The following is a 24,382-nucleotide window of genomic DNA, read 5'->3' as shown; positions in this document are numbered from 1 at the left end:
CATGAAACGCTTGACCGAATTTTTCAGCGGAGTGGCTCGCGAAATGCAAAAAGTAAGCTGGCCGAAACGCAAAGAGCTTACCAAATATACAATCGTGGTAGTAACAACTGTATTGTTTATGGCTTTATTCTTTACGGTGGTAGATTTGGGCATTTCCGAATTAATTCGCTTAGTTATTGAATAAGAGATTCGAAAATAAGGTATAATAGTGATAGAATAATATGTGTCAGCAGAAAAGCCCGGAAACGGGTTTTTTAATTTGTCTTTTTTAAGAAGTGAAGAAGTTCAAAATTCAGCACTGCTGTAAAATGAATTATCACAATATATTCTAGTTAAGTCGGGATAACGCCGGGGATTGATTTTTGGCTAAAACGTTCAAAGATAAAGTTTAATAAAGAAAATGATTGTTGCAGGGAGGGAAGGACGTTAAAGTCCTAACACATGGAAAAGAATTGGTATGTAGTTCACACCTATTCAGGTTATGAGAACAAGGTTAAGGCTAACTTGGAAAAACGTGTTGAAACAATGGGGATGGAAGACAAAATCTTTCGAGTTGTAGTTCCTGAAGAAGAAGAAACAGAAATTAAAGATGGCAAAAAGAAAGTAACGAAAAAGAAAGTATTCCCAGGGTATGTACTAGTGGAAATCATTATGACGGACGATTCCTGGTATGTAGTTCGGAATACACCTGGCGTAACAGGTTTTGTGGGTTCGTCAGGAGCCGGATCTAAACCGACAGCGCTTCTTCCTGAAGAAATTGAAGTCGTTCTTAAGCGGATGGGCGTTGATGAAAGCAAAATCGAAGTTGATTTTGAAATCGGTGATACCGTTCAGGTTAAAGAAGGACCATTTGCAACCTTTGCAGGTCCTATTGAAGAACTTGATAAAGATAAGGGTAAAGTAAGAGTTCTAGTTAATATGTTTGGCCGTGATACGCCAGTTGAACTTGACTTTAATCAAGTGGAAAAATTATAAACGGAAAAAAACTTGAAATTGCCATTTGAAAGTGGTAAAATTTCAAAGGTCAGTATGTTTCAATTTTTAGGCCTCAACGATACAAGCATTCTTTATTAATATATAAAGAATTCAAGATGAGTGGGAGGGTATATCCCTATTACCACATCACGGACTTATAAGGAGGTGTGTCTCGTGGCTAAAAAAGTAATTAAAATGGTTAAATTGCAAATTCCTGCTGGTAAAGCGAATCCGGCTCCCCCAGTTGGTCCTGCATTAGGTCAAGCTGGTGTAAACATCATGGGATTCTGTAAGGAGTTCAACGCTCGTACAGCAGATCAAGCTGGTCTAATTATTCCTGTTGAAATCACGGTATTTGAAGACCGTTCATTTACATTCATTACAAAAACTCCGCCCGCTGCTGTATTGCTTAAGAAAGTAGCAGGTATTGAGTCTGGTTCTGGTGAACCTAACCGTAAAAAAGTTGCTACAGTCAAGCGTGATCAAGTGCGCGAGATTGCTGAAACTAAAATGCCTGACCTAAACGCTGCAAACGTTGAAGCTGCAATGCGTATGGTTGAAGGTACTGCTCGCAGCATGGGTATTGTCATCGAAGACTAATCCATGTAATTGCTATTTGTTTCTACGGGGTTGCGATTGATACTCGCAACCTTTATTCGTGGGAGGTTATACCGTTAAAACCACAATTTAGGAGGATTTATATCATGGCTAAAAAAGGTAAAAAGTATCTTGAAGCAGCTAAGCTTGTAGAAGTTTCTAAGGCTTATGCTGTAACTGAAGCAATCGAAGTTGCTAAAAAAGCTAACTTCGCAAAATTCGATGCAACTGTTGAAGTGGCTTTCCGTTTAGGTGTAGACCCTAAGAAAGCAGACCAACAAATTCGTGGAGCAGTTGTTCTACCGAATGGTACTGGTAAAACTCAACGCGTATTAGTATTCGCTAAAGGCGAAAAAGCAAAAGAAGCTGAAGCTGCTGGTGCTGACTACGTTGGCGAATCTGACTACATCAACAAAATCCAACAAGGTTGGTTCGAATTCGATGTAATCGTTGCGACTCCAGACATGATGGGTGAAGTTGGTAAACTTGGTCGCGTATTAGGACCTAAAGGTTTAATGCCTAACCCTAAAACAGGCACAGTTACATTTGATGTAACAAAAGCTGTTAACGAAATCAAAGCTGGTAAAGTTGAATACCGCGTAGATAAAGCTGGTAACATCCATGCTCCAATCGGTAAAGTATCTTTCGAAGATGCTAAACTAGTGGAAAACTTCACTACTATCTATGATACGTTAATGAAAGTAAAACCTGCGGCTGCTAAAGGAACTTACATGAAAAATATTTCTGTAACAACTACAATGGGCCCTGGTGTGAAAGTTGATTCTTCTTCTTTCAAATAAATAATTGACATTCCAAAACTATTATTGTTATAATATGTTTTGTTGTGAATAAATGAATATCATTTGTACCGTAGACAGTAGGTGCTCAACTAGAGCTTAATTCCCTGCCGAGGTAATTCGATAATAATAGTCGTTGACTATGACCTTTGAAATTACTGCCTTCATGTCTGCAATAGAGATGAAGGCTTTTTCTTTGAAACGGTATAAATGTTTTCAAGCAAATCTACAGGAGGTGTAAGGATGAACGCAATTATTGAACAAAAGCAAAAAATCGTTGCTGAGATTTCTGAAAAATTAACTGCAAGCCAATCAACAGTAGTTGTTGACTACCGTGGATTGACTGTTGCTGAATTAACAGAACTTCGTAAGCAACTTCGTGATGCTGGCGTTGAGTTTAAAGTTTACAAAAACTCTTTAACTCGTCGTGCTGCTGAAAGTGCTGAACTTAGCTCTTTGAACGAATCATTAACAGGACCAAACGCAATTGCATTCTCAACTGAAGATGTTATTGCGCCAGCAAAAATCCTTAACGATTTTGCGAAAAAACATGAAGCGTTAGAAATCAAAGCTGGAGTTATCGAAGGAAATGTTGCAACTGCAGAAGAAATTAAAGCTCTTGCAGAACTACCTTCACGCGAAGGCCTACTTTCAATGCTACTCAGCGTGCTACAAGCACCTATGCGCGGACTTGCTATTGCTACAAAAGCAGTTGCAGATCAAAAAGAAGAACAAGGCGCGTAAGCTAACCGCTTATTTAGCCTATTGATTCAAAAAAAAACCAACCATTTCGAGGAGGAAATAACAATGACTAAAGATCAAATCTTAGAAGCAGTTAAAAACATGACTGTTTTAGAATTAAACGACCTTGTAAAAGCAATCGAAGAAGAATTTGGCGTAACTGCTGCTGCACCTGTAGCTGTAGCTGCTGCTGGTGGCGCTGCTGCTGAAGAGCAAACTGAGTTTGATGTAATCCTTACATCTGCTGGAGATCAAAAAATCAAAGTTATCAAAGCTGTACGTGAAGTTACAGGTCTTGGACTTAAAGAAGCAAAAGAACTTGTTGACAACACTCCAAAAGCAATCAAAGAAGGCGCTTCTAAAGAAGAAGCTGAAGAAGTTAAAGCTAAACTTGAAGAAGTTGGAGCTGGCGTTGAAGTTAAGTAATCTTGCATAAACAAAAAGCTCGCTATCACTGGCGGGCTTTTTTCTCTTCATTTTAAAGAAAATGACGGAAAATCGTTGTTAATAGTTTGGTTAAGAGATTCTACAAACTTAACGGTATGCAAGTATCCATTCTTCAAATCTCTTCTCTCATTAAATCTTCAATATTCCTTTCTGATAGGGGGAGATGACTCTGACAGAGCATTACTACTCACATAAACCGGATGTCGTAAGTAATCCGAAATTTTGGGATTTTACATTAAAGGGACGTACTTTCCGCTTCAAAAGCGATAATGGCGTTTTTTCAAAAAAAGAAGTAGATTTTGGTTCTCGTCTTTTGGTTGAAACCTTTAACCTTAATGAAGCTGTGGAAGGAGATATTCTTGATGTAGGTTGCGGTTATGGACCAATTGGAATATCAATTGCAGCAGCTTATCCCGATAGAACGATAGAAATGATTGATATAAATAGCCGGGCAGTTGAATTGTCAAAAGAGAATGCCGCTTCTAACGGGATCGCCAATGTAAAAATATTCGAAAGTGATCGTTTTGACAAAGTTGGCTCCAATCAATTCGCTGCAATTCTTACGAACCCTCCCATTCGCGCAGGTAAAAGTGTTGTCCACGAAATTTTAGAAGAAAGCTATCAAAGTTTGGTAGCTGGTGGAGAATTATGGGTTGTCATTCAAAAAAAACAAGGTGCACCATCCGCCATGGATAAAATGGAGCAATTATTTGGAAATATTGAAGTGCCAGTTAAGAAAAAGGGTTACTATATACTATTATCCAAAAAGGTTTGACTCTAAATTTTCGCTATGTTAGTATTATAAAATGCATATATATAATTCCGTAACTATGCAATTTTTATACCATTGGTGTATAACCAATGGATAATATGGGAAAAATATATAAATAATAGTTCGTTTTATGAGAAATAGTGGTTTTTAAAATAAAAACCATTTTCTTTTTGTCTATGGAAATGATTCCTTTTCCGAGGCAAATTGATCCTTATAACGCTTGATTTAAGGGGTGAATCAGTTGACAGGTCAACTTGTTCAGTATGGACGACACCGCCAACGTAGAAGTTATGCAAGAATCAGTGAGGTTTTGGATCTTCCGAATCTGATTGAAATTCAAACAGCTTCTTATCAATGGTTTCTAGATGTAGGTTTAAAAGAAATGTTCCAGGATATTTCTCCTATTGAGGATTTTACAGGTAATTTATCATTAGAATTCATCGATTACAGCCTAGCTGAACCGAAGTACTCTGTGGAAGAAACGAAAGAACGCGATGTTACTTACTCTGCTCCACTTCGTGTGAAAGTGCGCCTTGTTAACAAAGAAACAGGGGAAGTAAAAGACCAGGATGTATTTATGGGCGACTTCCCTCTGATGACTGAAACAGGTACATTTGTCATCAATGGTGCAGAACGGGTAATTGTATCCCAATTAGTGCGCTCACCGAGTGTTTACTACAATGGTAAAATGGATAAAAACGGTAAGCTTGGATTCTCTGCGACCGTTATTCCTAACCGTGGCGCATGGCTCGAATACGAAACAGATGCCAAGGATGTTGTGTATGTTCGAATCGATCGCACTAGGAAATTGCCTATTACGGTATTGATGCGTGCGCTTGGATTCGGAACCGATCAAGAAATTATTGATTTAATCGGTGACAATGAATACCTTCGTAACACTCTTGAAAAGGACAACACTGAGAGTGTGGAAAAAGCATTACTAGAAATTTATGAGCGTCTACGCCCGGGTGAACCACCTACAGTCGATAACGCGAAAAGTCTTTTAGTATCCCGCTTTTTTGATCCAAAACGTTATGATTTAGCTAACGTAGGTCGTTATAAAATAAACAAAAAACTGCATATTAAGAACCGTTTGTTTGGGCAACGTATTGCGGAGACTTTGATTGATCCAGAAACAGGGGAAATTATAGTTGAAAAAGGTACAATGCTTGACCGTCGTACTCTTGATAGAATTCTGCCTCATATTGAAGCGGGAATCGGTTTTAAAACATTCCACCCATCTGGTGGTGTGGTAGAAGAAGAAACTCTTCTTCAACCTATTAAAGTATTTGCACCAAACGATGCTGAAGGCGAAAAAGTGATTAATATCATCGGTAATGCTTACGTGACCGACCAGGTTAAAAACATTACACCGGCTGATATCATTTCTTCTATTAGCTATTTCTTTAACTTATTGCATGGTGTAGGAATCACAGATGATATTGACCATTTAGGAAACCGTCGTCTGCGTTCTGTTGGTGAATTGCTGCAAAACCAATTTAGAATTGGTTTATCTCGTATGGAACGTGTCGTTCGTGAAAGAATGTCTATTCAGGATACGAATACAATCACTCCACAGCAACTAATTAACATTCGTCCAGTTATTGCATCTATTAAAGAATTCTTTGGAAGCTCTCAGCTTTCTCAATTTATGGATCAAACTAACCCGTTGGCTGAGTTGACGCATAAACGTCGTCTATCTGCATTGGGACCTGGTGGTTTAACACGTGAACGTGCGGGCTTTGAAGTACGTGACGTTCATTACTCCCACTATGGCCGTATGTGTCCGATTGAAACGCCTGAGGGACCAAATATTGGTTTGATTAACTCATTATCTAGTTTCGCAAAGGTAAACCCGTATGGTTTCATAGAAACACCATATCGTCGTGTTGATCCTGAGACAGGTAAAATTACTAGCCAAATTGATTACTTAACAGCTGATGAAGAAGATAACTATGTAGTTGCTCAAGCGAATGTTCGTCTATCAGATGACGGATCATTCCTTGATGATGACGTCGTTGCTCGTTTCCGCGGTGAAAATACCGTTGTACCGCGTGACCGCGTAGATTACATGGATGTATCTCCTAAACAGGTTGTATCTGCCGCGACAGCATGTATTCCTTTCTTGGAAAATGATGACTCCAACCGTGCCCTTATGGGAGCGAACATGCAACGTCAAGCAGTACCTTTACTGCAACCGGAAGCCCCACGAGTTGGAACAGGTATGGAATATGTTTCAGCGAAGGACTCTGGTGCTGCTGTCATCTGTAAACATCCTGGTATCGTAGAACACGTTGAATCACGTGAAGTATGGGTACGTAGGGTAAGTGAGGTTGACGGACAGCAAGTAAAAGGAAACATTGATAAATATCGTTTATTAAAATTCATCCGTTCCAACCAAGGAACGTGCTATAACCAACGCCCAATCGTAAGTGTTGGTGACAACGTTGTAAAAGGTGAGATTCTTGCTGATGGTCCTTCAATGGAAAAAGGTGAGTTAGCGCTTGGACGTAACGTATTAGTTGCCTTCATGACTTGGGATGGATATAACTATGAAGATGCCATCATCATGAGTGAACGTTTAGTTAAAGATGATGTGTACACTTCTATTCATATTGAAGAATATGAGTCTGAGTCCCGTGATACGAAATTAGGACCGGAAGAGATCACACGTGATATCCCGAATGTTGGGGAAGATGCGCTTCGCAATCTTGATGAGCGCGGAATTATCCGTGTCGGCGCTGAAGTAAAAGACGGAGACCTTCTAGTTGGTAAAGTTACGCCTAAAGGTGTAACAGAATTGACTGCTGAAGAACGTTTATTACATGCAATTTTCGGTGAAAAAGCACGTGAAGTACGGGATACATCACTTCGTGTACCTCACGGCGGCGGTGGAATCGTTCTTGATGTTAAAGTATTTAACAGAGAAGATGGCGATGAACTACCTCCTGGTGTAAACCAACTTGCGCGTGTATATATCGTTCAAAAACGTAAGATCCACGAAGGCGATAAAATGGCTGGACGTCATGGTAACAAAGGGGTAATCTCTAGGATTCTTCCTGAAGAAGATATGCCTTACTTACCAGATGGCACACCGGTCGACATCATGTTAAACCCATTGGGTGTACCATCACGTATGAACATCGGGCAGGTGCTGGAGCTTCACTTAGGTATGGCAGCACGCGCGCTTGGCATTCATGTAGCATCGCCGGTATTCGATGGTGCTACTGAGGAAGATGTTTGGGGTACGATTGCAGAAGCTGGGATGTCCCGTGATGCAAAAACTGTCCTTTATGACGGGCGTTCAGGTGAAGCATTCGATAACCGTGTGTCTGTTGGTGTCATGTATATGATTAAACTTGCACATATGGTTGATGATAAACTTCATGCTCGTTCAACTGGACCTTACTCCCTTGTTACGCAACAGCCACTTGGTGGTAAAGCGCAATTTGGTGGACAGCGTTTCGGTGAGATGGAGGTATGGGCACTTGAAGCTTATGGTGCTGCTTATACATTACAAGAAATCCTTACCGTTAAATCAGATGATGTCGTCGGTCGTGTGAAGACTTACGAAGCGATTGTCAAGGGTGAAAATGTCCCTGAGCCTGGTGTCCCTGAATCCTTCAAAGTATTGATTAAGGAACTTCAAAGCTTAGGATTGGATGTTAAAATTCTTAATGCCGAAGACCGTGAAATTGAAATGCGTGACTTGGAAGATGAAGAAGAAGCCAACCAAGCAGACAAATTAAGCCTTGATTCAGAAACAAAAGATATGGTTGCTTCAGAGGTAGGAGCACCAGCTAAAGAATAAATTAAATATACACATCAATTTATATATTATCCGCTCTGACTGGCAGCAAGATGTTTCTTTTAAGATCCTGCTGCCTTGTTAGAGTCTTATTGATTCAATCAACCATCATCCGGTGTAGATTGCCTGATATTAAGACGGCAATCAAGGGTTAAACCTGGAGATTAAAAGGGAGGTAGGCCCCTTGTTAGACGTTAATAATTTCGAGTATATGAAAATTGGTCTTGCTTCGCCAGACAAGATTCGTTCTTGGTCCCATGGAGAAGTTAAAAAACCAGAAACAATCAACTATCGTACGTTAAAGCCAGAAAAAGACGGTTTATTCTGTGAGAGAATTTTTGGACCTCAAAAGGACTGGGAATGTCATTGTGGAAAATATAAACGTGTTCGTTATAAAGGCGTAGTTTGTGACCGTTGTGGCGTTGAAGTCACTCGTGCTAAGGTTCGTCGTGAACGTATGGGTCATATTGAGCTGGCAGCTCCAGTTTCACACATATGGTATTTTAAAGGAATTCCGAGCCGTATGGGACTTGTTCTTGATATGTCTCCGCGTGCATTGGAAGAAGTTATTTACTTTGCATCTTACGTGGTAACTGAAACAGGCGATACAACTTTAGAGAAGAAACAGCTTCTTTCTGAAAAAGAATATCGTACATACCGTGAAAAATACGGTAAGAAGTTCCAAGCAGCGATGGGTGCGGAAGCTATTAAAAAACTTTTACAAGACATTGATACGGAAAAAGAAGTAGAGTCGTTGAAAGAAGAGCTTAAAACAGCTCAAGGACAACGCAGAACCCGTGCAATTAAACGCTTGGAAGTGCTAGAAGCATTCCGTAACTCTGGTAATGAACCTTCATGGATGATACTAGACGTGCTACCGGTTATTCCACCGGAACTTCGTCCAATGGTACAACTTGATGGCGGTCGTTTTGCTACATCTGATTTAAATGATTTATATCGTCGTGTTATCAACCGTAATAATCGGTTGAAAAGATTATTGGACCTTGGAGCACCAAGCATTATCGTTCAAAACGAAAAACGTATGCTTCAAGAAGCTGTCGATGCTTTAATCGATAATGGCCGTCGTGGTCGTCCAGTAACTGGACCTGGTAACCGTCCATTAAAATCTTTATCTCATATGTTAAAAGGTAAACAAGGCCGTTTCCGTCAAAATCTTCTTGGTAAACGTGTTGATTACTCTGGTCGTTCTGTTATCGTAGTTGGACCTAACTTAAAGATGTACCAATGTGGTCTGCCGAAAGAAATGGCGATTGAATTATTCAAACCATTCGTTATGAAGGAACTAGTTCAAAGAGGTTTAGCGCATAACATCAAATCTGCTAAACGTAAGATTGAACGACTATCTCCTGAAATTTGGGATGTGCTGGAAGAAGTTATTAGAGAACACCCGGTACTACTGAACCGTGCACCGACTCTTCATAGACTTGGTATTCAAGCATTTGAACCAACTCTTGTTGAAGGTCGCGCAATTCGTTTGCATCCGCTTGTATGTACAGCTTACAATGCTGACTTTGACGGTGACCAAATGGCGGTCCATGTTCCTTTATCTTCTGAAGCTCAGGCAGAGGCTCGTATGCTAATGCTTGCTGCGCAAAATATTTTGAATCCTAAAGATGGTAAACCTGTTGTTACACCTTCTCAAGATATGGTATTAGGTAACTATTACTTAACATTGGAAAGAGAAGGCGCTATCGGTGAGGGTATGATCTTTAAAGATACAAGTGAAGCGTTGCTTGCATACCAAAATGGTTATGTACACTTGCATTCCCGTTGTGCTGTGCATGCATCATCACTAAATAACGAAACATTCACGGAAGAGCAAAATAGCCAACTCCTAATAACAACTGTTGGTAAATTGATCTTCAATGAAATTTTACCAAAATCATTCCCGTATATTAACGAACCAACACGTTATAATTTGGAAACAAAAACTCCAGAGAAGTATTTCGTGGAAAAAGGCGCTGATATACCTGAATTGATTAAGGCTCAACCCGCTATTGATCCATTCAAGAAAAAAATTCTTGGAAATATTATTGCGGAAGTCTTTAAACGTTTCAAAATTACCGAAACTTCTAAAATGCTAGACAGGATGAAAGATCTTGGTTTCAAATATTCGACAAAAGCAGGTATTACCGTTGGTGTGGCTGATATTGTTGTTTTAAAAGAAAAACAAGAAATCATTACTGAAGCTCAAACGAAAGTAGATAACGTCCTAAAACAATTTAGACGGGGTCTAATTACGGAAGATGAGCGTTATGATCGCGTTATCTCAATCTGGAGTGCCGCTAAGGATACCATTCAGTCGAAACTTATGGACTCTCTGGACCGACGCAACCCAATCTTCATGATGAGTGACTCCGGTGCCCGTGGTAATGCATCCAACTTTACGCAGCTTGCGGGTATGCGTGGATTGATGGCCAACCCGGCTGGGCGTATCATTGAATTACCGATTAAATCAAGTTTCCGTGAAGGTTTAACAGTGTTAGAGTACTTTATCTCTACACATGGTGCTCGTAAAGGTCTTGCTGATACAGCACTTAAAACAGCCGATTCCGGTTACCTTACACGCCGACTAGTTGACGTAGCCCAAGACGTTATCATTCGTGATGATGATTGTGGTACAGACCGCGGCTTGAAAATTTCTGCCTTGAGAGAGGGTACGGAAATAATCGAGCATCTTGAAGAACGTCTAGTAGGCCGATATGCAAGAAAAGCGATTAAACATCCAGAAACAAATGAAGTGATTGTAGCTGAAAACGATCTTATCACTGAGGATCTGGCTAATTATATTGAATCTCTTGGTATTGAAACAGCATGGATTCGTTCTGCCTTTACATGTAACACTAGTCATGGTGTATGTAAAAAATGTTATGGACGTAACTTGGCTACTGGTCAAGAAGTTGAAGTGGGCGAAGCAGTTGGTATTATTGCTGCTCAATCAATCGGAGAACCAGGTACACAGTTAACGATGCGTACATTCCATACTGGTGGGGTTGCCGGAGATGATATTACTCAAGGTTTACCTCGTATCCAAGAAATATTTGAAGCGAGAAATCCTAAAGGTCAAGCTATCATTTCTGAAATCGAAGGAACAGTTGTTTCGATTAATGAAATCCGCGATAAACAACAGGAAATCGTTGTTCAAGGTGCAGTTGAATCACGCACTTATACTGCGCCGTACACAGCGCGTTTAAGGGTAGCTGTTGATACAGCCGTACGTCGAGGCGAAGAGTTAACAGAGGGTTCAATCGATCCGAAAGAATTGCTGAAAGTTACTGATGTACTTACTGTTCAGGAATACCTGCTTCATGAAGTACAAAAAGTATACCGGATGCAAGGGGTAGAAATCGGTGATAAACACATCGAGGTTATGGTTAGACAAATGATGCGTAAGGTCCGTGTGCTTGACGCTGGTGAAACTGAAGTTCTTCCAGGAACATTATTGGATGTTAACCAGTTTACAACTGCGAACACAGATGCATTACTGACTAGCAAATTACCTGCTACTGGACGTCCTGTATTACTAGGTATTACAAAAGCATCTCTAGAAACGGATTCCTTCTTGTCCGCAGCGTCATTCCAAGAAACAACTAGAGTCTTGACGGATGCAGCAATTAAAGGAAAACGTGATGAATTGCTTGGACTTAAAGAAAATGTTATCATGGGTAAACTTGTCCCTGCAGGAACAGGTATGCTTCGTTACAGAAAAGCTAACCCTGTCGTTGTTGGTGGCGAAAGCACAGATACAGTAACAGTAGATTAAATGAAATATGACCAGCTCATCATTAAAACTGAAGACCGGACTCCTTTATTATGGAGGAGTTGAAGGATCAGAATTTATTGAGCTGGTCTCTCTTAATAAGAACGACTAACTAAATAGACGAGTGAAAACTCGCTTTATTTCTATTTTAGGCAAAGTGAATATCTTAATAGTATTATGTAAGGAAAACCTTTTGCTTAAATTAATTTTTTGAAAGAAGTTGACAGTATCCGACTAAAAGTGATACTATAGCAAAGGTGCTCCTATGTTACCCTGTAACTTTGGAGGATATGGACCATGTCTTATGAAAAAGTAATACAGGCAAAGTCAGTGATTATAGGGACGAAACAAGCAGTTAGAGCTCTGAAAAACAATTTAATTCAAGAAGTTATCATCGCTGATGATGCAGATATATACTTGACTGGGCGTGTCGTTGAGACCGCTAAAGAATTGGATGTTCCTATCACATATGTTGATTCGATGAGAATGCTTGGCAAAGCATGTGGTATTGATGTCGGAGCAGCAACTGTTGCCATTAAAAAGTAAAAATGTTTTTGCAATAATATTTGCAAAGACTTTGTTTTTACCCATTTATGAACCACCTGGATGTGTGGTACTAGAAATGAAAACGTGAAGGGAGGAAAAATGTAATGCCTACTATTAATCAATTAGTGCGTAAAGGACGCGAGTCTAAAGAGGTTAATTCAAAATCTCCAGCACTTAACAAAGGCTACAACAGCTTTAAAAAAGCACAAACTAACGTATCATCTCCGCAAAAACGTGGTGTTTGCACTCGTGTGGGTACTATGACACCGAAGAAACCAAACTCCGCGTTACGTAAATATGCGCGTGTACGTTTAACAAACGGTATCGAGGTAACAGCTTATATCCCAGGTATTGGACACAACCTACAAGAACACAGCGTGGTTCTTATCCGTGGCGGTCGTGTAAAAGATTTACCAGGGGTACGTTATCATATCGTACGTGGTGCTCTTGATACTGCAGGAGTAAATAATCGTATGCAAAGCCGTTCTAAATACGGTACTAAGCGTCCGAAAGCAGCAAAAAAATAATTTGAAACAAAAAATTAACTTTCTTGAAAGGAGGAAATATAATGCCTCGTAAAGGACCTGTAACGAAAAGAGACGTATTACCAGATCCAATTTATAATTCAAAACTTGTGACTCGCTTAATCAACAAATTAATGGTTGATGGACAAAGAGGTAAATCACAAAAAATTCTTTACTCTGCATTTGATTTAATCAAAGAACGTACTGGCAATGAACCAATCGAAGTTTTTGATCAAGCACTTAAAAACATCATGCCTGTATTAGAAGTAAAAGCACGCCGTGTGGGTGGAGCTAACTACCAAGTACCAGTTGAGGTGCGCCCAGATCGTAAATCAACTCTAGGACTTCGTTGGTTAGTAAACTACTCTCGCCTTCGTGGAGAAAAAACGATGGAAGAGCGTTTAGCTTATGAAATCATGGATGCTGCTAACAATACTGGAGCAGCTGTTAAGAAACGTGAAGATACACACAAAATGGCTGAAGCTAATAAAGCATTCGCTCATTATCGCTGGTAAGATCAATTACTATAAAATCCTTATAGAAGGAAGGAGAAAGACAAATGGCAAGAGAGTTCTCCTTAGCAAACACTCGTAATATTGGTATCATGGCTCACATCGATGCTGGTAAAACGACAACAACAGAACGTGTTCTATACTACACTGGTAAAATCCATAAAATTGGTGAAACACACGAAGGTGCTTCACAAATGGACTGGATGGAACAGGAACAAGAACGCGGAATCACGATCACATCCGCTGCAACAACTGCACAGTGGAAAGGTCACCGTGTAAACATCATCGATACACCAGGACACGTAGACTTCACAGTTGAAGTTGAACGTTCATTGCGTGTACTTGATGGAGCTGTAGCTGTACTTGATGCCCAATCAGGTGTTGAGCCTCAAACTGAAACAGTTTGGCGCCAAGCTACAACTTATGGTGTACCGCGTGTCGTATTCGTAAATAAAATGGACAAAATCGGTGCGGATTTCCTTTATTCAGTTGGAACAATCCACGATCGTCTACAAGCTAATGCTCATCCAGTTCAGTTACCAATCGGTGCTGAAGATCAATTCTCTGCAATCATTGACCTAATTGAAATGAAAGCTCATTTCTATGCTAATGATTTAGGAACTGATATCACTGTTGGTGAAATTCCTGAAGAACATCGGGAACTAGCTGAAGAATACCGTGAAAAGTTAATTGAAGCAGTAGCAGAAGTTAATGAAGACTTAATGGAAAAATACCTTGGCGGCGAAGAAATCAGCATTACTGAATTAAAAGCAGCTATTCGTACAGCAACTGTTAACGTTGAATTCTTCCCAGTTATCTGTGGATCAGCTTTCAAAAACAAAGGTGTTCAATTAATGCTTGATAACGTTATCGACTTCCTTCCATCTCCGTTAGATGTACCAGCAATTAAAGGTACTCTTCCTGATACAGAAGAAGAAGTAGAACGCCACTCAGATGATTCTGAACCGTTCTCTGCTTTAGCGTTTAAAGTAATGACGGATCCTTACGTTGGTAAACTTACATTCTTCCGTGTGTACTCAGGTACATTAGAATCAGGTTCTTATGTAATCAACTCAACTAAAGGTAAACGTGAACGTATTGGACGTATCCTTCAAATGCACGCAAACAGCCGTGAAGAAATATCAACTGTATACGCAGGAGATATTGCTGCAGCTGTAGGATTGAAAGATACTACAACTGGTGATACTCTATGTGACGACAAGAACCAAGTTATTCTTGAGTCCATGGTATTCCCAGAACCAGTTATTTCTCTTTCAGTTGAACCAAAATCGAAAGCAGACCAAGACAAAATGGGTCAAGCTTTACAAAAGCTACAAGATGAAGATCCAACATTCCGTGCGCATACTGACCAAGAAACTGGTCAAACGATTATCGCTGGTATGGGTGAACTTCACTTGGACATCCTTGTTGACCGTATGCGTCGCGAATTTAAAGTGGAAGCTAACGTTGGTGCTCCTCAAGTAGCATACCGTGAAACTTTCCGTGGTTCAGCTAAAGTTGAAGGTAAATTCGTTCGCCAATCAGGTGGTCGTGGACAATTCGGACACGTATGGATTGAATTTGGTCCGAACGAAGAAGGTAAAGGATTCGAATTTGAAAATGCTATTGTCGGTGGTGTAGTACCACGTGAATACATCCCTGCTGTACAAGCTGGATTAGTTGATTCACTTGACCGTGGTGTACTTGCTGGTTACCCGCTAGTTGACATCAAAGCAAAATTATTTGACGGTTCTTACCATGACGTTGACTCCAATGAAATGGCATTTAAAATTGCAGCATCCATGGCACTAAAAAATGCTGCTTCTAAATGTAAGCCTGTTATCCTTGAACCAATTATGAAAGTAGAAGTTGTAATTCCTGAAGATTACCTAGGCGACATCATGGGAGATATCACATCTCGTCGTGGTCGCGTAGAAGGTATGGAAGCTCGCGGTAACACACAAATGGTTAAAGCGATGGTTCCACTATCTGAAATGTTCGGATATGCTACATCTCTACGTTCTAACACACAAGGACGCGGAACATTCTCTATGCACTTCGATCATTATGAAGAAGTACCTAAGAGCATTTCTGAAGAAATCATCAAAAAAAATAAAGGTGAATAATTGATTTTCATCTCTTATTAAAGTATAACTATCTTATGTAAGCTGTGATGGAAGAATTAGTCTTCTTTCACAGCCCTTATATACTTAATATTTTATATATAATTTTAAGGAGGAATTCCTAATGGGAAAAGCTAAATTTGATCGTTCAAAACCGCACGTTAACGTTGGAACAATTGGTCACGTCGACCATGGTAAAACAACTCTAACAGCTGCAATCACAACTGTACTTGCTAAAACTGGTGGAGCAGAAGCTCGCGCTTATGACCAAATCGATGGTGCTCCAGAAGAAAGAGAACGTGGTATCACAATCTCTACTGCACACGTTGAGTACGAAACAGCTACTCGTCACTATGCACACGTTGACTGCCCAGGACATGCTGACTATGTTAAAAACATGATCACTGGTGCTGCACAAATGGACGGCGGAATCTTAGTAGTATCTGCTGCTGATGGCCCAATGCCACAAACTCGTGAGCACATCCTTCTTTCTCGTCAAGTAGGTGTACCATTCCTAGTAGTATTCATGAACAAATGCGACATGGTTGATGACGAAGAACTTCTTGAATTAGTAGAAATGGAAATCCGTGATCTTCTATCTGAATACGAATTCCCTGGCGATGACATTCCAGTTATCAAAGGATCTGCACTAAAAGCTCTTCAAGGAGAAGCTGCTTGGGAAGAAAAAATTCATGAATTAATGACAGCTGTTGACGAGTATATCCCAGAACCAACTCGTGACACTGACAAACCATTCATGATGCCAGTTGAGGATGTATTCTCTATCACTGGTCGTGGTACAGTTGCTACTGGCCGTGTTGAGCGTGGACAAGTTAAAGTCGGTGACGTTGTTGACATCATCGGTTTCAACGAAGAGTCTAAACCAACAACTGTAACAGGTGTTGAAATGTTCCGTAAGCTTCTTGATTATGCTGAAGCTGGTGACAACATCGGTGCACTACTTCGTGGTGTATCCCGTGAAGATATCCAACGTGGACAAGTACTTGCTAAACCAGGTACAATCACTCCACACACAAAGTTCAAAGCTGAAGTTTATGTTCTTTCTAAAGAAGAAGGTGGACGTCACACTCCATTCTTTACAAACTACCGTCCTCAGTTCTACTTCCGTACAACTGACGTAACTGGTATTTGTAACCTTCCAGAAGGCGTAGAAATGGTTATGCCTGGAGACAACATCGAAATGACTGTAGAACTTATCGCTCCAATCGCTATCGAAGAAGGTACTAAATTCTCTATCCGTGAGGGTGGACGTACTGTAGGCGCTGGTGTCGTTGCTACAATCACTGAGTAATTGATTCTTTAATGAATATTGGAAGGGACGCCTTCCAGGAAAAGCAGATGGGACGCCATCTGCTTTTTTTTATTTATTAAAGACTTTTAATTTATTTCTTCTATAGTATTGCCTAAAAAGTAATTAAATTTTAAAGAGAATTATAATGATATTTCAAAAGAAGAAAATGGATATGAAAGACCGTGTAGAATGTACTTGTAAATACTTGTGATAGTATGTATAATAATAAAAGTGTGTTGCACAAGAAAAGTTTAACTTTAACTTGCATTCTACTTGTGCTTTATGTATAATAGACAATGTTGGTCTTTGACTGCGATGATATGGAAGGTTGCTGACACACCCGGCCGCTTTGCCATGGCGAGTGTGTGGGAAATTTCCATTGAGAAGGTCTATTTTAAAATAGGCGAAAAGGAGGGAAAATTATGGCAAAACAAAAAATTCGTATCCGTTTAAAAGCATATGATCACAGAATTCTTGATCAATCTGCTGAGAAAATTGTTGAAACTGCAAAACGTTCTGGTGCGGCTGTATCTGGTCCAATTCCATTACCTACTGAAAGATCGGTATACACGATCCTACGTGCGGTTCATAAATACAAAGATTCTCGTGAACAATTCGAAATGCGTACGCATAAACGTCTAATCGACATCGTTAATCCAACTCCACAAACAGTTGATTCATTGATGCGTTTAGATTTACCATCAGGCGTTGACATTGAAATCAAATTATAATTCATATAAATATGAACAATTACTCTAGGAGGTGTGACTTATGACCAAAGGAATCTTAGGAAGAAAAATCGGTATGACTCAAGTTTTTGCTGAAAACGGCGAACTTATCCCGGTAACAGTTATCGAAGCTGCTAATAACGTGGTTCTTCAAAAGAAAACTGTTGAAACTGATGGCTATGAAGCAGTTCAAGTTGGTTTTGAAAACAAACGTGAAAAGCTTTCTAACAAACCTGAAAAGGGACATGTTGAAAAAGCAAATACTACTCCTAAGCGCTTCATTCGCGAATTCCGCGGAACGGATCTTACTGAATATGAGATCGGTCAAGAAGTCAATGTTAGTATTTTCGCTGAAGGCGATTTAGTAGATGTAACAGGAATTTCAAAAGGTAAAGGTTTCCAAGGCTCTATCAAACGTCATGGACAATCACGCGGACCAATGTCTCATGGTTCTCGTTACCACCGTCGCCCAGGTTCAATGGGTCCTGTAGCTCCAAACCGCGTATTCAAAGGTAAACTATTACCAGGACGTATGGGTGGGGAACAAATTACTGTTCAAAACTTAGCTATCGTTAAAGTTGATGTTGAACGTAACCTACTATTGATCAAAGGTAATGTACCTGGTGCTAGAAAAGCATTGATCAAAGTAAAAACTGCTGTTAAAGCAAAGTAATTTCTGAGAAAGGAGGAGCAATAGAATGCCAAAAGTTACATTGTTCAACCAAACAGGTTCACAAGTTGGCGACATCGAACTAAATGAATCCATCTTTGGTATCGAACCTAATAATCATGTATTATTTGAAGCAATCATTATGCAACGAGCTTCCTTACGTCAAGGAACTCATAAAGTTAAAAACCGTTCTGAAGTTGCAGGCGGTGGACGTAAACCTTGGAAACAAAAAGGAACTGGACGCGCGCGTCAAGGTTCTATCCGTTCTCCACAATGGCGTGGCGGTGGCGTTGTTTTTGGACCAACTCCAAGATCTTACGCTTACAAGCTACCTAAAAAGGTACGTCGTTTAGCTATTAAATCTGCATTGTCTGCAAAGGCATTGGAAGAGAACATTTTGGTACTTGAAAGCTTGTCTTTCGAAGCTCCAAAAACAAAAGAATTTGTAGCAGTACTTAAAAACCTTTCTGTTGATACTAAAACGTTAGTCGTTACTGACGGTTTAGATGAGAAAGTTGCTCTTTCTGCACGTAACATCCCTGGTGTTACTGTAGTGGAAGCTGTTGGTCTTAATGTTCTTGATGTTGTTTCACACAACAAATTGATCTTGACTAAATCAGCTGTCGAAAAAGTAGAGGAGGTGCTTGCATAATGGATGCACGCGATATCATTAAGCGCCCCGTAATCACTGAACGCTCTTCAGACATAATGGCTGAGAAAAAATATACTTTTGAAGTTGATGTTAGAGCTAACAAAACTCAAGTTAAAGATGCTGTTCAAGAAATTTTCGGCGTTAAAGTTGAGAAAGTAAACATCATGAACTACAAAGGTAAATTTAAACGTATGGGCAAACATGCAGGCTATACTAACAAGCGCCGTAAAGCTATTGTTAAATTAACTGCTGACAGCAAAGAAATCGAGCTATTCGAGGCTTAATTCATTAGAGAAGGAGGGAAATACAAATGGCGATTAAGAAGTATAAACCTACCTCTAACGGTCGACGTAATATGACAACTTCCGATTTTGCTGAGATTACTACAGACAAACCGGAAAAATCATTACTTGCTCCTTTACACAGCAAAGGCGGCCGTAATAACCAAGGTAAGTTAACAGTTCGTCATCAAGGTGGCGGCCACAAGCGTCAATACCGTATCATCGATTTCAAACGGAATAAAGATGGTATACCTGGACGCGTTGCTACTATTGAGTACGATCCAAATCGTTCTGCAAACATTGCATTAATTAATTATGTTGATGGAGAAAAACGTTATATCCTAGCTCCGAAAAACCTAGAAGTAGGTTTGGAAATCATGTCAGGTCCAGAAGCTGACATTAAAGTGGGTAACGCTCTTCCTCTTATTAACATCCCAGTTGGTACAGTAATTCATAACATCGAACTTAAACCAGGAAAAGGTGGACAATTAGTCCGTTCAGCAGGAACATCTGCTCAAGTACTTGGTAAAGAAGGTCGTTATGTACTTGTACGTTTAAACTCAGGTGAGGTTCGTATGATTCTTGCTACTTGCCGTGCTACAATCGGTCAAGTTGGTAACGAACAACATGAACTTATCAACATTGGTAAAGCTGGTCGTAATCGTTGGTTAGGCAAACGCCCAACTGTTCGTGGATCAGTAATGAACCCGAATGATCACCCACACGGTGGTGGTGAAGGTAAATCTCCAATCGGACGTAAATCACCAATGTCTCCATGGGGTAAACCAACTCTTGGATTCAAAACTCGTAAGAAGAAAAACAAATCCGATAAATTTATCGTACGTCGTCGTAAAAAATAACGGGATTGACCTACGGTTCATATATAGAACCGTAGAACAGTCACGAAGGGAGGTACTCGCATGGGTCGTAGCTTAAAAAAAGGGCCTTTTGTTGATGATCATTTATTGGTAAAAGTTGAAAAATTAAATGAAGCTGACAAGAAACAGGTAGTAAAAACTTGGTCTCGTCGCTCAACAATCTTCCCGCAATTCATCGGACATACAATCGCTGTTTATGACGGTCGTAAGCATGTGCCGGTTTATGTAACAGAAGATATGGTAGGTCACAAACTAGGCGAATTCGCGCCTACACGCACTTATAAAGGTCACGCAAGTGATGACAAGAAAACAAGACGTTAATGAGAGGAGGGCATCTCATGCAAGCAAAAGCTGTCGCTAAAACAGTTCGTATTGCTCCTCGTAAAGTGCGTTTAGTCGCAGATTTAATTCGAGGAAAACAAGTAGGTGAAGCAGTAGCGATTCTTCGCTTAACACCAAAATCTGCTTCTCCAGTCGTAGAAAAAATTCTGAAATCTGCTATCGCAAATGCAGAACACAACTACGAAATGGATATTAATAACCTAGTCGTTTCAGAGGCATACGTAAACGAAGGACCAACATTAAAACGTTTCCGTCCTCGCGCTCAAGGTCGTGCGAGTGCAATAAACAAACGTACTAGTCATATTACAATCGTTGTATCAGAAAAGAAGGAGGGGTAATCTGTGGGTCAAAAGGTAAATCCTATCGGTTTGCGTATCGGAATCATTCGTGATTGGGAATCCAAATGGTACGCTGATAAAGACTACGCTACTCTTTTGCATGAAGACATTAAAGTTCGTGAATATATCGCGAAACGCTTAAGTGATGCTTCTGTATCCAAGGTTGAAATCGAACGTGCTGCTAACCGCATCAATGTATCAGTTCATACTGCTAAACCAGGAATGGTTATCGGTAAGGGCGGTACTGAAGTTGAAGCACTTCGTAAAGCTTTGAACCAGCTAACTGGCAAAAGAGTTCATATTAATATCATTGAAATTAAAAGAGCAGATCTTGATGCAAAATTGGTTGCTGAAAACATCGCTCGTCAATTAGAAAACCGTGTTTCATTCCGTCGTGCTCAAAAACAAGCTATTCAACGCACTATGCGTTCTGGCGCAAAAGGAATCAAAACACAAGTTTCTGGTCGTCTTGGCGGTGCTGATATTGCTCGTGCTGAACACTACAGCGAAGGAACAGTTCCACTTCACACACTTCGTGCTGACATAGATTATGCTCATGCTGAAGCAGATACTACTTACGGGAAGCTAGGCGTGAAAGTTTGGATCTACCGTGGAGAAGTTCTTCCTACTAAGAAGAAATCTGAGGAAGGAGGAAAATAATATGTTATTGCCAAAACGCGTAAAATACCGTCGTGAACATCGCGGTAAGATGAGAGGGATGGCTAAGGGCGGCACTGAAGTTCATTTTGGAGAATTTGGACTTCAAGCTCAAGAAGCTTCTTGGATCACTAACCGTCAAATCGAGGCAGCTCGTATTGCGATGACTCGTTACATGAAACGTGGAGGAAAAGTTTGGATTAAGATTTTCCCAAGCAAACCTTACACTGCAAAACCGCTTGAAGTACGGATGGGTTCCGGTAAAGGTGCTCCTGAAGGTTGGGTAGCAGTAGTTAAACCGGGCAAAGTATTGTTTGAAATCTCTGGTGTATCTGAAGAGGTGGCAAGAGAAGCATTGCGCCTTGCAGCACACAAACTTCCAATCAAATGTAAGTTTGTAAAAAGAGAGGAAATTGGTGGTGAAACAAATGAAAGCTAATGAAATCAAAGATCTAACCACTGCTGAAATTGAACAAAAACTAAAATCTCTTAAAGAAGAACTATTTAATCTTCGTTTCCAGTTAGCTACTGGACAACTTGAAAATACAGCTCGCATCCGTGAAGTTCGCAAATCGATTGCTCGTATGAAAACAGTTGTTCGTCAAAGAGAGATCGGTGTCACTAATCGATAATGAATGGAGGTTTGCAGAATGAGCGAACGCAACCAACGCAAAATCTACACTGGCCGCGTAGTATCCGATAAAATGGATAAAACAGTAACAGTTGTTGTAGAAACCTATAAAAAGCATTCTTTATACGGTAAACGCGTGAAATACTCTAAAAAGTTAAAAGCTCATGACGAGCTAAATGAAGCGAAAGCTGGCGACGTAGTACGTATTATGGAAACTCGTCCACTTTCAGCTACAAAACGCTTCCGTCTTGTAGAAGTAGTAGAAAAAGCAGTAATTATTTAATATAGTTCGGATTAAGCTAATTCCGAAGGGAGGTACCGTACATGATTCAACAAGAATCTCGTTTAAAAGTCGCTGACAATTCAGGTGCTCGTGAAGTACTAACAATTAAAGTCCTAGGTGGTTCTGGCCGTAAATATGCTAACATCGGTGATGTTATCGTTTGTACAGTTAAACAGGCAACACCAGGAGGCGTTGTTAAAAAAGGTGAAGTCGTTAAGGCTGTTGTTGTCCGTACAAAACGTGGTATGCGTCGTCCTGACGGTTCTTACATTCGTTTTGATGAAAACGCATGTGTAATTATCCGTGACGATAAGAGCCCACGTGGAACTCGTATTTTTGGACCTGTTGCTCGTGAATTACGTAACAATAGTTTCATGAAGATCGTTTCTCTAGCTCCAGAAGTTCTATAATATGTAAAATTTGTATAAAGCCTTTCAAGGAGGTGCCAAGCTAATGCATGTTAAAAAAGGTGACAAAGTCGTAGTCATCTCTGGTAAGGACAAAGGCAAACAAGGAACAATTCTTGAAGCATATCCGAAACAAAATCGTGTGCTTGTTGAAGGAATTAACATCGTGAAAAAGCATTCCAAGCCATCTCAAATTAATCCACAAGGTGGAATTATTAGCAGAGAAGCTGCAATTCACGTATCCAATGTAATGCCACTTGATCCAAAATCAGGTAAACCGACTCGTGTTGGATATAAGATTGAAAATGGTAAAAAAGTACGCGTAGCTAAAATATCAGGTGAAACTTTAGATAAATAAGTCATAAATGAAGGGAGGTACACTAAGCAATGAGCCGCCTTAAAGAAAAATTCAAAAGTGAAATTACACCATCATTGATGGGTAAATTCAACTATCAATCAGTAATGCAAGTACCAAACATTGAGAAAATCGTTATTAATATGGGTGTTGGTGACGCAGTATCTAACTCAAAAGCTTTAGATACAGCTGTTGAAGAACTTACACTTATCACTGGTCAAAAACCAGTTGTAACAAAAGCTAAAAAATCAATCGCAGGCTTCCGTTTGCGTGAAGGTATGCCTATCGGAGCGAAAGTTACATTACGTGGAGAACGTATGTATCAATTCCTTGATAAGCTAGTATCAGTATCTTTACCACGTGTACGTGATTTCCGCGGCGTTTCAAAGAAATCTTTTGACGGACGTGGGAACTATACATTAGGTGTTAAAGAACAACTTATCTTCCCTGAGATTGATTACGATAAAGTGAGCAAAGTTCGTGGTATGGATATCGTTATCGTAACGACTGCCAACACTGACGAAGAAGCTCGTGAACTACTTACTCAAGTTGGAATGCCGTTCCAAAAGTAATCTCTAAATAAAGGGAGGCGAAATCGTGGCTAAAAAGTCTATGATCGTAAAGCAAAAACGCGAACAAAAGTTTAAAGTACAAGAATATACACGTTGCGAACGTTGCGGACGTCCACATTCTGTATTACGTAAATTTAAGCTTTGTCGTATTTGTTTCCGCGAACTTGCATATAAAGGACAAATTCCTGGCGTTAAAAAAGCTAGCTGGTAAAACCCGAGTTTGGGAAGGAGGTAAAATATAATGGTCATGACAGATCCTATTGCAGATATGCTTACTCGCATCCGTAATGCGAATATGGTTCGTCACGAAAAACTAGAAGTTCCTGCTTCAAAGATCAAGAAAGAAATTGCTGAGATCTTAAAGCGTGAAGGCTTCGTACGTGACTTTGAATTAATCGAAGACAACAAACAAGGTATCATCCGTATCTTCTTAAAATACGGTGCAAACAACGAACGTGTTATCACTGGTCTAAAACGTATCAGCAAACCTGGTTTGCGTGTATATGCAAAAACTGGAGAAGTACCACGCGTTTTAAACGGTTTAGGTATCGCAGTTGTTTCTACTTCTCACGGAGTTTTAACTGACAAGGAAGCTCGCTCTAAACAAGTTGGCGGAGAAGTTTTAGCATACGTTTGGTAATACATTTTCACAA

30 protein-coding genes and 1 other annotated feature are annotated in these 24,382 nt (G+C 40.0%); all 30 genes read left to right on the top strand.

Going from position 1 to position 24,382, the window contains the following annotated elements; genetic code table 11:
* Window position 1 precedes the first annotated feature (1 nt).
* The 30 genes from secE to rpsH all read left to right on the top strand — a co-directional run bounded on the left by secE (window position 2) and on the right by rpsH (window position 24,369).
* Window positions 2–184 (top strand): preprotein translocase subunit SecE, encoded by a 183-nt coding sequence (gene secE, locus AKG34_RS26185; protein ID WP_053349076.1) that lies wholly within the window; start codon window positions 2–4, stop codon window positions 182–184.
* A gap of 257 nt (window positions 185–441) precedes the next feature.
* A complete protein-coding gene (nusG, locus tag AKG34_RS26180; RefSeq protein ID WP_053349075.1) occupies window positions 442–975 on the top strand; it encodes a transcription termination/antitermination protein NusG in 534 nt (177 codons plus the stop codon).
* 174 nt (window positions 976–1,149) lie between these two features.
* Complete coding sequence (gene rplK, locus AKG34_RS26175; protein WP_053349074.1) at window positions 1,150–1,575, top strand: 50S ribosomal protein L11; 426 nt, start codon at window positions 1,150–1,152, stop codon at window positions 1,573–1,575.
* A 104-nt stretch (window positions 1,576–1,679) separates the two neighbouring features.
* A complete protein-coding gene (gene rplA / locus AKG34_RS26170) occupies window positions 1,680–2,372 on the top strand; it encodes a 50S ribosomal protein L1 (protein ID WP_053349073.1) in 693 nt (230 codons plus the stop codon).
* Between the two features lie 50 nt (window positions 2,373–2,422).
* Window positions 2,423–2,573 (top strand) — a sequence feature (ribosomal protein L10 leader region).
* A gap of 39 nt (window positions 2,574–2,612) precedes the next feature.
* Window positions 2,613–3,113: a 50S ribosomal protein L10 gene (rplJ, locus tag AKG34_RS26165; RefSeq protein ID WP_053349072.1), complete on the top strand. Its 501-nt coding sequence runs from the start codon at window positions 2,613–2,615 to the stop codon at window positions 3,111–3,113.
* Window positions 3,114–3,176: 63 nt separating this feature from the next.
* A complete protein-coding gene (gene rplL / locus AKG34_RS26160; protein WP_053349071.1) occupies window positions 3,177–3,536 on the top strand; it encodes a 50S ribosomal protein L7/L12 in 360 nt (119 codons plus the stop codon).
* Between the two features lie 190 nt (window positions 3,537–3,726).
* Window positions 3,727–4,332, top strand: a complete 606-nt coding sequence (locus AKG34_RS26155; protein WP_053349098.1) for a class I SAM-dependent methyltransferase — start codon at window positions 3,727–3,729, stop codon at window positions 4,330–4,332.
* A gap of 238 nt (window positions 4,333–4,570) precedes the next feature.
* Window positions 4,571–8,140: a DNA-directed RNA polymerase subunit beta gene (gene rpoB / locus AKG34_RS26150; RefSeq protein ID WP_053349070.1), complete on the top strand. Its 3,570-nt coding sequence runs from the start codon at window positions 4,571–4,573 to the stop codon at window positions 8,138–8,140.
* 181 nt (window positions 8,141–8,321) lie between these two features.
* The gene (gene rpoC / locus AKG34_RS26145; RefSeq protein ID WP_053349069.1) at window positions 8,322–11,921 is read left to right on the top strand and encodes a DNA-directed RNA polymerase subunit beta'; all 3,600 of its coding nucleotides are present in this window, start codon (window positions 8,322–8,324) and stop codon (window positions 11,919–11,921) included.
* 294 nt (window positions 11,922–12,215) lie between these two features.
* A complete protein-coding gene (locus tag AKG34_RS26140; protein WP_034305040.1) occupies window positions 12,216–12,464 on the top strand; it encodes a 50S ribosomal protein L7ae-like protein in 249 nt (82 codons plus the stop codon).
* A gap of 104 nt (window positions 12,465–12,568) precedes the next feature.
* A complete protein-coding gene (rpsL, locus tag AKG34_RS26135; RefSeq protein ID WP_053349068.1) occupies window positions 12,569–12,991 on the top strand; it encodes a 30S ribosomal protein S12 in 423 nt (140 codons plus the stop codon).
* 41 nt (window positions 12,992–13,032) lie between these two features.
* A complete protein-coding gene (gene rpsG, locus AKG34_RS26130) occupies window positions 13,033–13,503 on the top strand; it encodes a 30S ribosomal protein S7 (protein ID WP_048677878.1) in 471 nt (156 codons plus the stop codon).
* Between the two features lie 44 nt (window positions 13,504–13,547).
* Entirely contained in the window at window positions 13,548–15,626 is a 2,079-nt protein-coding gene (gene fusA / locus AKG34_RS26125; RefSeq protein WP_053349067.1) for an elongation factor G, read from the top strand.
* Window positions 15,627–15,747: 121 nt separating this feature from the next.
* Complete coding sequence (gene tuf, locus AKG34_RS26120) at window positions 15,748–16,935, top strand: elongation factor Tu (RefSeq protein ID WP_053349066.1); 1,188 nt, start codon at window positions 15,748–15,750, stop codon at window positions 16,933–16,935.
* 422 nt (window positions 16,936–17,357) lie between these two features.
* The gene (gene rpsJ, locus AKG34_RS26115; protein WP_019244375.1) at window positions 17,358–17,666 is read left to right on the top strand and encodes a 30S ribosomal protein S10; all 309 of its coding nucleotides are present in this window, start codon (window positions 17,358–17,360) and stop codon (window positions 17,664–17,666) included.
* 40 nt (window positions 17,667–17,706) lie between these two features.
* The gene (gene rplC, locus AKG34_RS26110) at window positions 17,707–18,336 is read left to right on the top strand and encodes a 50S ribosomal protein L3 (protein ID WP_053349065.1); all 630 of its coding nucleotides are present in this window, start codon (window positions 17,707–17,709) and stop codon (window positions 18,334–18,336) included.
* Window positions 18,337–18,361: 25 nt separating this feature from the next.
* Complete coding sequence (gene rplD, locus AKG34_RS26105; RefSeq protein WP_053349064.1) at window positions 18,362–18,985, top strand: 50S ribosomal protein L4; 624 nt, start codon at window positions 18,362–18,364, stop codon at window positions 18,983–18,985.
* Window positions 18,985–19,269, top strand: coding sequence for a 50S ribosomal protein L23 (gene rplW / locus AKG34_RS26100; protein ID WP_034305023.1), 285 nt, complete (start codon window positions 18,985–18,987; stop codon window positions 19,267–19,269). The genes rplD and rplW overlap by 1 nt, the downstream gene beginning before the upstream one ends.
* Window positions 19,270–19,295: 26 nt before the next feature.
* Window positions 19,296–20,126, top strand: a complete 831-nt coding sequence (gene rplB / locus AKG34_RS26095) for a 50S ribosomal protein L2 (protein ID WP_053349063.1) — start codon at window positions 19,296–19,298, stop codon at window positions 20,124–20,126.
* Between the two features lie 60 nt (window positions 20,127–20,186).
* On the top strand, window positions 20,187–20,465 hold the full coding sequence (rpsS, locus tag AKG34_RS26090; RefSeq protein WP_034305018.1) for a 30S ribosomal protein S19: 279 nt from the start codon (window positions 20,187–20,189) through the stop codon (window positions 20,463–20,465).
* A 17-nt stretch (window positions 20,466–20,482) separates the two neighbouring features.
* Window positions 20,483–20,824 (top strand): 50S ribosomal protein L22, encoded by a 342-nt coding sequence (rplV, locus tag AKG34_RS26085; protein WP_034305017.1) that lies wholly within the window; start codon window positions 20,483–20,485, stop codon window positions 20,822–20,824.
* 3 nt (window positions 20,825–20,827) lie between these two features.
* Window positions 20,828–21,484, top strand: a complete 657-nt coding sequence (gene rpsC / locus AKG34_RS26080) for a 30S ribosomal protein S3 (RefSeq protein ID WP_053349062.1) — start codon at window positions 20,828–20,830, stop codon at window positions 21,482–21,484.
* Window position 21,485: 1 nt separating this feature from the next.
* Window positions 21,486–21,920: a 50S ribosomal protein L16 gene (gene rplP, locus AKG34_RS26075; protein ID WP_053349061.1), complete on the top strand. Its 435-nt coding sequence runs from the start codon at window positions 21,486–21,488 to the stop codon at window positions 21,918–21,920.
* On the top strand, window positions 21,910–22,113 hold the full coding sequence (gene rpmC / locus AKG34_RS26070) for a 50S ribosomal protein L29 (RefSeq protein ID WP_034305010.1): 204 nt from the start codon (window positions 21,910–21,912) through the stop codon (window positions 22,111–22,113). Before rplP ends, rpmC begins: the two co-directional genes overlap by 11 nt.
* An 18-nt stretch (window positions 22,114–22,131) precedes the next feature.
* Window positions 22,132–22,395 (top strand): 30S ribosomal protein S17, encoded by a 264-nt coding sequence (rpsQ, locus tag AKG34_RS26065; RefSeq protein ID WP_034305007.1) that lies wholly within the window; start codon window positions 22,132–22,134, stop codon window positions 22,393–22,395.
* A 41-nt stretch (window positions 22,396–22,436) separates the two neighbouring features.
* Complete coding sequence (gene rplN, locus AKG34_RS26060; protein ID WP_053349060.1) at window positions 22,437–22,805, top strand: 50S ribosomal protein L14; 369 nt, start codon at window positions 22,437–22,439, stop codon at window positions 22,803–22,805.
* Window positions 22,806–22,848: 43 nt separating this feature from the next.
* On the top strand, window positions 22,849–23,160 hold the full coding sequence (gene rplX / locus AKG34_RS26055; protein ID WP_053349059.1) for a 50S ribosomal protein L24: 312 nt from the start codon (window positions 22,849–22,851) through the stop codon (window positions 23,158–23,160).
* A gap of 29 nt (window positions 23,161–23,189) precedes the next feature.
* Window positions 23,190–23,729 carry a 50S ribosomal protein L5 gene (gene rplE / locus AKG34_RS26050; protein WP_053349058.1) on the top strand — a complete coding sequence of 180 codons (540 nt, stop codon included), beginning with the start codon at window positions 23,190–23,192 and terminating at the stop codon, window positions 23,727–23,729.
* A 25-nt stretch (window positions 23,730–23,754) separates the two neighbouring features.
* Entirely contained in the window at window positions 23,755–23,940 is a 186-nt protein-coding gene (locus AKG34_RS26045) for a type Z 30S ribosomal protein S14 (RefSeq protein WP_034304998.1), read from the top strand.
* A gap of 30 nt (window positions 23,941–23,970) precedes the next feature.
* Window positions 23,971–24,369 (top strand): 30S ribosomal protein S8, encoded by a 399-nt coding sequence (gene rpsH, locus AKG34_RS26040; protein ID WP_053349057.1) that lies wholly within the window; start codon window positions 23,971–23,973, stop codon window positions 24,367–24,369.
* Window positions 24,370–24,382 lie beyond the last annotated feature (13 nt).

The organism is Peribacillus butanolivorans, assembly GCF_001273755.1.
Lineage (GTDB): Bacteria > Bacillota > Bacilli > Bacillales > DSM-1321 > Peribacillus > Peribacillus butanolivorans.
The sequence above is the reverse complement of the archived record's forward strand: the minus strand, read 5'-3'. Positions and strand labels throughout refer to the sequence as shown.

Excerpts from the sequence above, each read along its gene's own strand:
- secE (WP_053349076.1), top strand. The coding sequence starts at position 2 with ATGAAACGCTTGACCGAATTTTTCAGCGGAGTGGCTCGCGAAATGCAA.
- nusG (WP_053349075.1), top strand. The coding sequence starts at position 442 with ATGGAAAAGAATTGGTATGTAGTTCACACCTATTCAGGTTATGAGAAC.
- rplA (WP_053349073.1), top strand. The coding sequence starts at position 1,680 with ATGGCTAAAAAAGGTAAAAAGTATCTTGAAGCAGCTAAGCTTGTAGAA.
- rplJ (WP_053349072.1), top strand. The coding sequence starts at position 2,613 with ATGAACGCAATTATTGAACAAAAGCAAAAAATCGTTGCTGAGATTTCT.
- rplL (WP_053349071.1), top strand. The coding sequence starts at position 3,177 with ATGACTAAAGATCAAATCTTAGAAGCAGTTAAAAACATGACTGTTTTA.
- AKG34_RS26140 (WP_034305040.1), top strand. The coding sequence starts at position 12,216 with ATGTCTTATGAAAAAGTAATACAGGCAAAGTCAGTGATTATAGGGACG.
- rpsL (WP_053349068.1), top strand. The coding sequence starts at position 12,569 with ATGCCTACTATTAATCAATTAGTGCGTAAAGGACGCGAGTCTAAAGAG.
- rpsG (WP_048677878.1), top strand. The coding sequence starts at position 13,033 with ATGCCTCGTAAAGGACCTGTAACGAAAAGAGACGTATTACCAGATCCA.
- fusA (WP_053349067.1), top strand. The coding sequence starts at position 13,548 with ATGGCAAGAGAGTTCTCCTTAGCAAACACTCGTAATATTGGTATCATG.
- tuf (WP_053349066.1), top strand. The coding sequence starts at position 15,748 with ATGGGAAAAGCTAAATTTGATCGTTCAAAACCGCACGTTAACGTTGGA.
- rpsJ (WP_019244375.1), top strand. The coding sequence starts at position 17,358 with ATGGCAAAACAAAAAATTCGTATCCGTTTAAAAGCATATGATCACAGA.
- rplC (WP_053349065.1), top strand. The coding sequence starts at position 17,707 with ATGACCAAAGGAATCTTAGGAAGAAAAATCGGTATGACTCAAGTTTTT.
- rplD (WP_053349064.1), top strand. The coding sequence starts at position 18,362 with ATGCCAAAAGTTACATTGTTCAACCAAACAGGTTCACAAGTTGGCGAC.
- rplW (WP_034305023.1), top strand. The coding sequence starts at position 18,985 with ATGGATGCACGCGATATCATTAAGCGCCCCGTAATCACTGAACGCTCT.
- rplB (WP_053349063.1), top strand. The coding sequence starts at position 19,296 with ATGGCGATTAAGAAGTATAAACCTACCTCTAACGGTCGACGTAATATG.
- rpsS (WP_034305018.1), top strand. The coding sequence starts at position 20,187 with ATGGGTCGTAGCTTAAAAAAAGGGCCTTTTGTTGATGATCATTTATTG.
- rplV (WP_034305017.1), top strand. The coding sequence starts at position 20,483 with ATGCAAGCAAAAGCTGTCGCTAAAACAGTTCGTATTGCTCCTCGTAAA.
- rplP (WP_053349061.1), top strand. The coding sequence starts at position 21,486 with ATGTTATTGCCAAAACGCGTAAAATACCGTCGTGAACATCGCGGTAAG.
- rpmC (WP_034305010.1), top strand. The coding sequence starts at position 21,910 with ATGAAAGCTAATGAAATCAAAGATCTAACCACTGCTGAAATTGAACAA.
- rpsQ (WP_034305007.1), top strand. The coding sequence starts at position 22,132 with ATGAGCGAACGCAACCAACGCAAAATCTACACTGGCCGCGTAGTATCC.
- rplN (WP_053349060.1), top strand. The coding sequence starts at position 22,437 with ATGATTCAACAAGAATCTCGTTTAAAAGTCGCTGACAATTCAGGTGCT.
- rplX (WP_053349059.1), top strand. The coding sequence starts at position 22,849 with ATGCATGTTAAAAAAGGTGACAAAGTCGTAGTCATCTCTGGTAAGGAC.
- rplE (WP_053349058.1), top strand. The coding sequence starts at position 23,190 with ATGAGCCGCCTTAAAGAAAAATTCAAAAGTGAAATTACACCATCATTG.
- rpsH (WP_053349057.1), top strand. The coding sequence starts at position 23,971 with ATGGTCATGACAGATCCTATTGCAGATATGCTTACTCGCATCCGTAAT.